The sequence below is a fragment of the Bradyrhizobium sp. STM 3562 genome (assembly GCF_045571435.1).
GTDB lineage: Bacteria > Pseudomonadota > Alphaproteobacteria > Rhizobiales > Xanthobacteraceae > Bradyrhizobium.
The window spans coordinates 4142629-4151809 of sequence record NZ_CP120694.1 but is presented as its reverse complement, the minus strand read 5'-3'; the positions used below and the strand labels follow the sequence as shown (position 1 = coordinate 4151809).

At 62.8% G+C, this 9181-nt stretch carries 13 protein-coding genes; 6 read left to right on the top strand and 7 right to left on the bottom strand.

Going from position 1 to position 9181, the window contains the following annotated elements:
• Window positions 1-78 precede the first annotated feature (78 nt).
• Window positions 79-522, top strand: a complete 444-nt coding sequence (locus P6U23_RS19175) for a DUF1810 domain-containing protein (protein WP_407181242.1) — start codon at window positions 79-81, stop codon at window positions 520-522.
• A gap of 76 nt (window positions 523-598) precedes the next feature.
• Here the strand turns inward: P6U23_RS19175 and P6U23_RS19170 are convergent, their stop codons facing one another.
• Entirely contained in the window at window positions 599-784 is a 186-nt protein-coding gene (locus P6U23_RS19170) for a hypothetical protein (protein WP_407181241.1), read from the bottom strand.
• 213 nt (window positions 785-997) lie between these two features.
• Here P6U23_RS19170 and P6U23_RS19165 point away from each other — a divergent pair, with 213 nt between their 5' ends.
• Entirely contained in the window at window positions 998-1372 is a 375-nt protein-coding gene (locus P6U23_RS19165) for a DNA-directed RNA polymerase subunit N (RefSeq protein ID WP_407181240.1), read from the top strand.
• A 145-nt stretch (window positions 1373-1517) separates the two neighbouring features.
• On the opposite strand, the gene P6U23_RS19160 is transcribed toward P6U23_RS19165, so the two are convergent.
• Entirely contained in the window at window positions 1518-1823 is a 306-nt protein-coding gene (locus P6U23_RS19160; protein WP_407181239.1) for a DUF3551 domain-containing protein, read from the bottom strand.
• 126 nt (window positions 1824-1949) lie between these two features.
• Here P6U23_RS19160 and P6U23_RS19155 point away from each other — a divergent pair, with 126 nt between their 5' ends.
• Window positions 1950-2999, top strand: a complete 1050-nt coding sequence (locus tag P6U23_RS19155; protein ID WP_407181238.1) for a LysR substrate-binding domain-containing protein — start codon at window positions 1950-1952, stop codon at window positions 2997-2999.
• On the opposite strand, the gene P6U23_RS19150 is transcribed toward P6U23_RS19155, so the two are convergent.
• A complete protein-coding gene (locus P6U23_RS19150; protein ID WP_407181237.1) occupies window positions 2941-3531 on the bottom strand; it encodes an NADPH-dependent FMN reductase in 591 nt (196 codons plus the stop codon). The genes P6U23_RS19155 and P6U23_RS19150 overlap by 59 nt on opposite strands.
• Window positions 3532-3678: 147 nt before the next feature.
• Here P6U23_RS19150 and P6U23_RS19145 point away from each other — a divergent pair, with 147 nt between their 5' ends.
• The gene (locus tag P6U23_RS19145; RefSeq protein WP_407181236.1) at window positions 3679-3939 is read left to right on the top strand and encodes a hypothetical protein; all 261 of its coding nucleotides are present in this window, start codon (window positions 3679-3681) and stop codon (window positions 3937-3939) included.
• Between the two features lie 31 nt (window positions 3940-3970).
• On the opposite strand, the gene P6U23_RS19140 is transcribed toward P6U23_RS19145, so the two are convergent.
• Window positions 3971-5140, bottom strand: coding sequence for a LysM peptidoglycan-binding domain-containing protein (locus P6U23_RS19140; protein WP_407181235.1), 1170 nt, complete (start codon window positions 5138-5140; stop codon window positions 3971-3973).
• 415 nt (window positions 5141-5555) lie between these two features.
• Window positions 5556-6299 (bottom strand): aquaporin Z, encoded by a 744-nt coding sequence (gene aqpZ / locus P6U23_RS19135; RefSeq protein WP_407181234.1) that lies wholly within the window; start codon window positions 6297-6299, stop codon window positions 5556-5558.
• A 406-nt stretch (window positions 6300-6705) separates the two neighbouring features.
• Between aqpZ and P6U23_RS19130 the strand changes: the two genes are divergently transcribed.
• Both P6U23_RS19130 and P6U23_RS19125 read left to right on the top strand, forming a co-directional pair.
• Window positions 6706-6885, top strand: a complete 180-nt coding sequence (locus P6U23_RS19130; protein WP_407181233.1) for a hypothetical protein — start codon at window positions 6706-6708, stop codon at window positions 6883-6885.
• Between the two features lie 258 nt (window positions 6886-7143).
• Window positions 7144-7479: a PilZ domain-containing protein gene (locus tag P6U23_RS19125; protein ID WP_407181232.1), complete on the top strand. Its 336-nt coding sequence runs from the start codon at window positions 7144-7146 to the stop codon at window positions 7477-7479.
• 151 nt (window positions 7480-7630) lie between these two features.
• Here the strand turns inward: P6U23_RS19125 and P6U23_RS19120 are convergent, their stop codons facing one another.
• Window positions 7631-8065 (bottom strand): hypothetical protein, encoded by a 435-nt coding sequence (locus P6U23_RS19120; protein WP_407181231.1) that lies wholly within the window; start codon window positions 8063-8065, stop codon window positions 7631-7633.
• A 241-nt stretch (window positions 8066-8306) separates the two neighbouring features.
• The gene (locus P6U23_RS19115) at window positions 8307-9152 is read right to left on the bottom strand and encodes a CmcJ/NvfI family oxidoreductase (protein ID WP_407181230.1); all 846 of its coding nucleotides are present in this window, start codon (window positions 9150-9152) and stop codon (window positions 8307-8309) included.
• Between the last annotated feature and the right edge of the window lie 29 nt (window positions 9153-9181).

Below are 9181 nucleotides of genomic sequence, written 5' to 3'. Positions count from 1 at the left end.
CCGCGCCCATCCCTAGGCTCGTAACCTACTTTCTATCATATCACCCTTGGTTAATCACCTGCTCAAAGGCCGCCTGCGATGTCCGACCCCCACGACCTCCAGCGCTTCATGGATGCTCAGCACAACGTGTACGCGAATGTCATCGCCGAATTGAAGGCAGGCAGGAAGCGCAGCCACTGGATGTGGTTCATCTTTCCGCAGATCGCGGGCCTCGGCTTCAGCGCGATGTCGCAACGCTTCGCCATCACTTCGCGCGAGGAGGCGATCGCTTATCTCGGGCACGATGTGCTTGGCCCACGCCTGCGCGAATGCACGCGCCTCGTTCTGGACGTGAACGGCAAATCGATCCACAGCATTCTGGGATCGCCTGATGACATGAAGTTTCGCTCGTCGATGACGCTGTTCGGCGCGGTCTCGGAGGATCCGCTCTTCAGCCAGGCAATCGCGAAATATTATCCCGACGGTGCGGACCAGGGGACACTCGCCATTCTGGCGCGGCTTGATGGCAGGCCGGATCAGTGAGGTCAGTCCGGAATCAAGAACGGCGCAACAGCTTTCGCTGTGACGCCGTCGCTGGTCGCCGATCCGTTGCGTGTCGTCAGCTTTGATGCGGGCCGCGCATGATCTTCATCGCAGCCTCGATGTGGCGCCACTCCCTGGCTTCCTCGCTGTCGCCCTTGCTCTCGCAAGCCTGCGCATTTTGGGCCGCGTGGGCGATCGCTTCAAAGCCGTGCTTTTCCAGCATCTGCCGCGCGATCATGTGAATCTGCGTCTCGGATATCATATCGGGCTCTCCCCTCGGCTTGGCCGCTCTCGGGAACGAAAGTTCCGCCGCTCATTGCGACGCCGTATCAACCGGCTCGGCGGTAGTCGTGTTCCACGTTGCCCTCTGGCCACGTCCTCGCGTTTTCTTGCTCGCGCTAGCCTGCGCGCCTCGAAGCGTACTTTTCTCGCCGCATTTTCTGATATTGCTGCCGCCAATTGGGGAGATTTTTGAATGAAACGAGCGATCGTAACTGCGGTACTTGCATTGTCGTTGGCCTCATCCGCCGCGGTAGCGGAGGAGCGCGCGACCGATGCTGCGCTTGGAGCGGTATCGGGAGCCGTTGTCTTGGGGCCAATCGGCGCGGTCGCCGGTGCTGTCGTCGGCTACACTGCGGGACCGGCGATCGCGCATTCCTGGGGCGCGCGACGATCCGGCAGGCCGCGCCAGGCGCGTCGACCGCCCCGCCCGGACGCGCAGGCTTCCATGAGCAGTAACGAGGCCGCGCCGAGCACTCAGTCCAGCGCGCCGCCCGTTTCGACCGCGCCGGCAGCGAGGCCGGCGCCGCAGGCGGCTGCCGCGCCTCCACCGGTCCAGCCGTTGGAGTGAGTCTCGCGCTGCCTCAAGCACTGTCGAGGGCGCGACAGATGCATCTGCGTTTACAGCATGGCAAAACCCATCGCGAAAAATGCCGCGGTGGGTTTTGCTTCACCACAACGCGCAGAGGCGATGCACCTCATGCGCGATTATTCTATCACTGTTCGATCGAGTGCTTGACGGCGCGATGCCGGCGCACATGGTTGGGCTGATAGGCGAGCGCTGAACGGGCGCCTTTCAGCGAGGTGCTGGCGTCCTTGTAGAACGGATCGCGCGTGCAGGTGCCGAGACCGCCGGACACCGTCGCCTGGCATTGCTCCAGCGTATCATAGCCGCAGCCGCGCATGCCCGAGGTATTGACGCTGCAATATTCGCCCGCCTGCGCAGCCGGCGCCGCAAAGGCAAGCAGCGCCAGCGTCGAGAGCGCAGCGGTAGCAGTCAGCATCTTGTGGATCGACTTCATGGTGATTTCCCCTGTCAGTAAACAATCGGATGCGCGGGATACCCGCGTTCCACCACTGACTTGAGCCTGCCGAGGCCTTTTGATAATATGAAAGAAACGGAATAGCTTATTTGGATTGGACAAAGAATGTCCGGGATACAGCTTGCCGAGTTGATGGCCTTTACGGCTGTCGCCGAGCACCTCAGTTTCACCAAGGCAGCCCATCAGGTCGGCATCGCGCTGCCGACCATGAGTCAGACCATCCGTTCGCTCGAAGAGCGCCTCGGGGTGCGCCTGTTCAATCGCACCACGCGCAGCGTCGCGCTCACCGAAGCCGGCGAGCGGCTGCTTGGTGAGATACAGCCGGTCATTGCCGGCCTTGATCATGCGCTGGAGAGCGTCAATCTGTTTCGCGACAAGCCGATCGGCACGCTGCGTCTCGCGGTATCGCGGCCCTCATCGATGCGCAGGCTTGCGCCGCTGCTCCGACCCTTTCTTGCCGAATATCCCGCAATCCGCCTCGACATTGCCGTCGACGATACGCATGGCGACATCGTCGGCGGCCGTTTCGATGCCGGTATCCGTGTCGGTCAACGCGTTGAGCGCGACATGACGGCGTTACGCCTGGGCGACGACTTCAGGATGATGGTGGTCGCCGCGCCGAGCTATCTCGCACACCATCCGAAGCCGGCCGTTCCACGTGATCTTCTCAACCACAATTGCTTGAGATACCGGGCACCGTGGGAAGGCGCCATCCAGCCCTGGATTTTCTGCAAGGGCCGTCAGAAGAAGGAGGTTTCCGTCGAGGGCTCGCTGACCGTCAACGACATCGAGTTACTCGTTGCCGCCGCCCTCGATGGCGTCGGCATCGCCTATCTTCCGGAGCCCTTGGCCGCACCGCACGTCGCGCAGGGCCGGTTCGTGGCGCTGCTGGATGACTGGTGCGGCGGCACAATGCCAGGGGTCTTCCTCTATTATCCGAGCCGCCGGCAAATGCCGGTGCCGCTGAAGGTCTTTATCGAGTTCATCAAGAAATGCCGAAAGCGCGGCATCGAACGTGAAGAGCGGATGAAGGCATCGACATCCACGGTGCTCGCCGGGACGAGAACCAATGACGCGATCGGCACGCTTACATCCGTCAATAAGGCGGAGCCTTCCGCGCGCGCTGTGCCTTCGCCGCTTCAACCCACCAGCTAAGGTCGTCGGCAAAGCGCGGAAACGCGTTCTCCAGCGCCTTGCCGCCCTCGCCGATCGGCTTGCCATCCGCTGAAAGCGTCTGCGCGATCGGACCTGCCGCTATCGTGCTCGACACCACCACCATGCCCATTTCCGACAGCGTGCCGTGCCAGGTGGTCGCCGCGCGGGCGCCGGAGAAACGGCCTGCCGAGTAGCTCGCAATCGCGGCCGGTCGCCAGAACCATTCCTCCAGGAAATGATCGGTGAGATTCTTCAGGCCCGGCTGAACACCCCAATTATATTCGCCGGTGATGAAAACGAAGCCGTCGGCGTCGCGGATCTCGCCGGCGAGCTTTTCCATCACCTCCGGCGCCTGCCCCTTCGGATACTCCTTGTACATGCGATCGAGCATCGGCAGGCCCACCGCCTTGGCATCGATCAGCGCTACGTTGTCGCCGCGTGCGCGAAAACCCTCGACGACGAACTGCGCGAGGCGGATGCCCATCCGGTCGGAGCGGTAGGAACCGTAGAAGACGAGGATGCGGTGGCTCATGGACGCATTCTAGGCTGCCAACCTCTCCAAATGAAGCCAAGCCGCGCGTTTTCCCGTTGTTAAGCAAGCCGTCGCGCCTGGGGCGATCGTGGCCCAAAAATGCCAAAATCTTTTTGCGAAAAAGTCGGCGTTGAGATGGAGAGCCTCATGATGCGGATCGCAACGATGATCTTCGCGGGCTCGGTTGCCGCGCTGACAGCGCTGGCAACGCCCGCTCTGGCTAGAAACAATTCCGATGCAGCCAAGCCCGCCGAGGACAACGCGTCGTCCTCGTCGCCCTGTCATGCCTATCAGATGGCCGCCGATGGATCGTGGACCCAGTTGCCGTGCCAGGAAGAAGGCGCCGCCCACCAGCCGCCGCCGCGGAAATCCGTCACGCGCAACGGTACCGCAACCGAGACGCATTGAGACGACGAACGGCGCGCAGCGCGGGGCGCGGCTATCGCCGCGCTTCGGCGGCCGGCACAACGAAGGTCTGGCCGGGATAAATCAGGTTAGGATTGCGGATCTGCTTCTGGTTTGCCTTGTAGATGACCGCATAGCGTGTGCCGGCGCCCAGGGCACGATTGCTGATGCGCCACAGAGTGTCGCCGCGGGAAACGGTGACAGTCGCGGTCTTCGGCGCGACCACCGCCGAGCGCGCGGCCGTATCGGGCGCGACGGTCGCCACAGCGGCAGCGAGATGCGGCCGGCGTATTGTCGCACCACTCTGCGGCCGGCTGGACACTGTGGGCTGCGCCGGCACGGAGGCGGTCTGCACCGCATCGGGAACGCTGAGCGGTACTTCGGCGCGCGCGGTGACCTTTCCTGAACTCGCCTCGACCTCATCAAGCCTGACACGATAGTTGCCCGGCGCTAGGCCTTCGTTGATCGTGACGGCGAGATGCCCGTCGGCGCCAGCCGTCGCCGACGCAGCGAAGCTGTCGTTGAGATAAAGCCTCACGGCAGCGCCCGGCCGCGCGCGGCCGCTGACATGGAGTTTGCCGTTCGGTTCGATATCGACCGCCTCCACTGCCACCTTATCCGGTGCCTGTGCGAGCGATTGTGACAACACCACGGTAGGCTTGTCCGGCGCCATCAGCGCGACCATCGGCTGGTCGTTCGAACTGGGCTCAAGTGCCACCGCCACGCTCTGATTGGAGAAGACCTCCTTGCCGTCCGCGCCGCGGGCACGCAGTGTCAGGCTGTAGGTCCCCGGCGGGAGCGCAGGCGGAACCATCGCAAACTGTCCGGACTGGCCGGCGACCGCGCGATCAAATGGCTCGCCGTTGCGGAGCAGTTCCACGGTCGCACCTGGCGCCGCCCGGCCCGCGACAACCGCCTCGCCCGTCCGCTCGACACGGACAATGTCGAACTCCGGCGCGCTATCGGCGGCACTCGCCGGTGGCGGCGATGTCTCACCAAGCGCGCCGGCGAGGTCCTTGGCTTGTTGCTGCACCGCAGCAAGCGCCGACGGCGCCGGCTCACGCGTACTGGGTGGCGGCGCCTCGACAACGGATGTGGCGGCTGCGGTCTTGGTCTCGGCCGGAGGCCGGTCGGCGATCGGCCGGTTGGCAACGACCAACGCCACACCTGCTGCCGCAACAAAGGCGGCCAATGGTACGGCCATTCGGCCCATCGAGGTGGCGATCATAATATTCATTGGTTAGCCGAACCGCTGACTCGTTCAAAAAGGGCTTCCAGAACGTGATCACACTGCGCCCAATCACTGCGTTCATCAAGTCGATCTAACGGGCTGGTCTCGATTTTGCCCCAGGGACATGGCAGGCACTAAATCGTCCGGAGGTAAGACAATAGGGCAAAAATCAGCGCGCTCGCGAGCCGGCCTCAAGCCACCACCGGCCTTGTTCGATCGTCGGTATCGTTCAGCGCGTCTGCGGCGGATGCTGTTCGATAGGCGCTTTCGCGCGGCAAACGGGAAGCGTTTGCGCGAAGATCATTCTCAAGCAACCGTCCGCGGCGCAGCGGCGCTTCGATTGACCCGCACCGCGCCCACTCGCCCGAACGGCTCGAAACTGCGGCTCCTACTCTGCCGCCTGCTGCCCGCTGCCCGCCACCTGTCCTGTCACTTCACCGGTCGGCTCCGCACTCAACCAACGATAGATCAAGCCGCCCGCGGCGCCCCCGATCAGCGGCGCGAGCCAGAACAGCCAAAGCTGCGCCAGCGCCCAGCCGCCGACAAAAAGCGCGGGCCCGGTGCTACGCGCCGGGTTCACCGACGTATTGGTCACGGGAATGCTGATCAAATGGATCAGTGTCAGCGCAAAGCCGATGGCGATCGGCGCAAATCCCGCCGGCGCCTTGCCGTGGGTTGAACCCATGATCACGAACAGGAACATCATCGTCAGCACGACTTCGCTCAACAGGCAGGCTCCCAGGCCATACTTGCCGGGCGAGTGATCGCCATATCCGTTCGCCGCAAATCCATTCGCGAGGCTGAAATCAGGGGCGCCGCTCGCGATCGCATACAGCACCGCCGCGGCAACAATCGCCCCGATCACCTGCGCCACCACATAGGGAATGACGAGGCCGGTGGGGAATCGGCCCCCGCATGCCAAGCCCACCGTAACGGCCGGATTGAGATGGCAGCCGGAGATGTGTCCAATCGCATAGGCCATCGTGAGCACGGTGAGACCGAAAGCCAACGCGACGCCCAACAGTCCAATGCCCACGTGAGGAAATCCGGCCGCGATCACCGCGCTGCCGCAGCCGCCAAACGTCAACCAGAAGGTGCCGATCGCTTCGGCCGCATATTTTTTTCCGTTCATCACCGACCTCCTTGGTGCCCGAGCTTCTATCTTGCTTGTTCGATTCTCCGTGTGGTTGCAACACATGCTAAACCTGGAGTGAGCAGCGAACAAGGTACAACCAAAGCGATCGGCGAAAGCGGCAGCGCGCGAAGGTGCGCGCTTGAGTTCGAAACCGGCCTCAGCCGAAGCCCGCGGCGCTGAATTTTGGTGGCCAGCAACACCTCGCACGCGGCGCTGCTCCCTGGCCGCGCGAGCTCCCGCTCCTCACCATCGATAGCCCGGCAATCGACCTTCACGCCCGAGCAACACAGCGCGCAGTTCTTATTTGAGCCACACCTGCGCAAGCTTTTTCCACGCCCGCGCCATCTTTTCGAGCGACCGCGGCTGCACGTTCCCGTTGGGCGCCGTCGCGTGCATGGGGAACATGATGATCGAACTTCAAAAGAAGGCCGAGAAATATGAGAGCAAAGCGGCGCAGTGCCGGGACTGGGCCACACAGGCGCCCGAAGGTCCTCAGCGCGCGTTCTTCGAGGTGCTCGCCGACTACTATGAAGGTCTCGCAGCAGACTTCCGCCAGGCCATAGCAAAGCGAACGGCGGCTTGAGCCAGCTCGATCCGAGCCAACTCCAGCCGAGCCAAGTCCACTTAACAAGTCCAACTAAATCGAGTCTGGCAGCCGAGCTAGCGCAAGGCGGCCAGCGTGGCAGGACCAAGATACCGTGCCCTTGTACCGTGCCGCAATAAATCCACAGTTCAAAGAACCAATGGACCCGGCCTGGGGGTCAGACCATGGGGGGACTTCACCATGACTGACAGCGAAAGGTGGAAGGAGCGAAGGACTGAGGTGGCACGCTATCGGGCGATGGAGCGGGAAGCCACCGATCCGCTCGCGGCGGGTTTGCTCCATGAGATCGTTTCGGACTTGGAGTCTCAACTCAACGACCTTGCCGAAGTGGAGGCACAACTGATCCTGATACGCGACTATGCGCTCGAACCGGGGCGGATCGAATTTCATGAGCGCTCGGTCTCGTGTCTGGTGCGAAGTCTGTCCGAGCATGGCGCTGCGATCGACGTGATCAGCCCGCGCGGCATTCCGGATCACTTTACGCTGGTGCTCCCGTTGGAAGGCGCGAGTCACCGCTGCCGCCTTGTGTGGCGGAGAGATATGGAAATCGGCGTAACGTTTCAGCAAAACTAGCCGCTGTTGCCCAACAGCGGATCGATCGCGATCGGCTGCGCCAAAGGCCCATGCGACGATCAAAGGGCTCATGCCCAAAGGCGGGACACGGAATCAGATTGGCCAACAACCTCTCTGAACGCAACCAACGTGTCGTCCGCAGTGCCTCCGCTCAGTAGCAGCGGATGACGTTGACCGTTTGCTCCTCGCCGTTACGCCCGGGGACCTTCACCGCCTCCGCGGGGCAGCTTGGCACGTAGGGCCGGTCCGAAGGCGCAACCAGCGGCGGATATCGATGAGCCCAGTCCCAGGGCACATCGTATGTATAGGTGTAGTGGACGTCGTTTGACACCGACGGCGGCGGAATGTCGGCCAAAGGCTCGCCATAGGATGGCCCGTAATAGACGTCTCCCGGCCAGAAGAACCCACCGTCGAATCTCCGGTGATGCCGGAGCGCTCGCGCGACGGCGGGACGGGAGATCGCATGCGGCGAGACAAATCCGGCACGCGGCGCCGCTCCCGATCTCGCAAGCGCCTCGTCCGCGGCGAGCATCAGCACCGCTGCGCTGACGGACGCGACAAGCGTGCCATAAATTCGATGCGTCATGATACGTACCAACTCGACGGTTGCTGAACCGCCCTCTACGGCGACGCTAAGCCCGGCCGCCCCGCGCCCGCAAACTCATTGTTAATTGTTGGTTAAGACGTAAGATTAACGCAGCGAATTGTTCGAACGTCGGACCGGAAACTGACGCTGCCGGACAAGCCCCCCGCCACCCGGAATCGATCGACGGATTTCGATCTACCGGCCCTGGCTTTCGCCAGGGCGACAGATCGCTTTCGCAAGCTTACCGCTTATGAAACACCAGCGTGCGCAATTCGATGCTTTCGCGTGGCGGCGCGTCCGCTGGCGTGGTCGGATCGACAAAGGCGGTGTGCGGCCCGAAACGCGTACGGCCGTCGGTTGCGGAGTCGTAGCACTTGAGCAGGATCGCTTCGTCCGGCGTCATCTCGGGGAAATAGAACCAGCGGTGGTTGGGATTGTATTTCACCGAATAGGTCTCACCACGGCGATTGGGATAGATCAGGTCGGACGCGACGAGATCGTCCTGCGCAACCGTCTGCCCATCGCACATCGCAAGCGGCGTGTCGCGCACGGGCCCACGGATCGGCCGCCACAGATTGATCACCTGCACGCGGCCCTTCAAGAGTTCATCCGCTTCGGCAGGCACATGCTCGCGCACACGGTTCGCACCGGAGGTCACGGTCTGGTCGACATGGACGCGCGTCGCCGGCTGGCGCGCGCCGGCACCACGGATATCGGGCGCGCCCTCGACGCGCTTGCGCACGGTATGATCGAAAATGACGACGCGATCGGCCTTCAGCGTCGCGCGAAGGAATGCTTCCACCAGCGGATAGTAGACGCGCTTCACCTCATCATCATCGTAAAAATTCCTGACCACGGTCGGATGCCGGACCAGTTCGAATCCCTCGCGATCGAGCGAGAAGCTGTTTGCGATCAGACGGCCGTCGAAGATCGGAACTTGGTGCGGCTCCGGTAGCGCGGTTGACTTCGGCTCGCCCGGCGGCGGATCGAAAGCATAGGTGCGCGGCTTGCCGGCGGTCGGCGCGAGATAGTTCAGCTCGGCCGTCACGAAGGGAAGCGACTCGATTTTTGTTTCTTGCAGGCCCATTTCCAATCTCCCGAACGTCAACGTTCCAT

Coding starts and splice junctions, on each gene's coding strand:
- P6U23_RS19150 (WP_407181237.1), bottom strand. CDS start 3,531: ATGAGCCACCGCATCCTCGTCTTCTACGGTTCCTACCGCTCCGACCGG.
- P6U23_RS19140 (WP_407181235.1), bottom strand. CDS start 5,140: ATGGCCGTACCATTGGCCGCCTTTGTTGCGGCAGCAGGTGTGGCGTTG.
- P6U23_RS19130 (WP_407181233.1), top strand. CDS start 6,706: ATGATGATCGAACTTCAAAAGAAGGCCGAGAAATATGAGAGCAAAGCG.
- P6U23_RS19160 (WP_407181239.1), bottom strand. CDS start 1,823: ATGAAGTCGATCCACAAGATGCTGACTGCTACCGCTGCGCTCTCGACG.
- P6U23_RS19165 (WP_407181240.1), top strand. CDS start 998: ATGAAACGAGCGATCGTAACTGCGGTACTTGCATTGTCGTTGGCCTCA.
- P6U23_RS19125 (WP_407181232.1), top strand. CDS start 7,144: ATGGAGCGGGAAGCCACCGATCCGCTCGCGGCGGGTTTGCTCCATGAG.
- P6U23_RS19120 (WP_407181231.1), bottom strand. CDS start 8,065: ATGACGCATCGAATTTATGGCACGCTTGTCGCGTCCGTCAGCGCAGCG.
- P6U23_RS19155 (WP_407181238.1), top strand. CDS start 1,950: ATGTCCGGGATACAGCTTGCCGAGTTGATGGCCTTTACGGCTGTCGCC.
- aqpZ (WP_407181234.1), bottom strand. CDS start 6,299: ATGAACGGAAAAAAATATGCGGCCGAAGCGATCGGCACCTTCTGGTTG.
- P6U23_RS19170 (WP_407181241.1), bottom strand. CDS start 784: ATGATATCCGAGACGCAGATTCACATGATCGCGCGGCAGATGCTGGAA.
- P6U23_RS19115 (WP_407181230.1), bottom strand. CDS start 9,152: ATGGGCCTGCAAGAAACAAAAATCGAGTCGCTTCCCTTCGTGACGGCC.
- P6U23_RS19145 (WP_407181236.1), top strand. CDS start 3,679: ATGATGCGGATCGCAACGATGATCTTCGCGGGCTCGGTTGCCGCGCTG.
- P6U23_RS19175 (WP_407181242.1), top strand. CDS start 79: ATGTCCGACCCCCACGACCTCCAGCGCTTCATGGATGCTCAGCACAAC.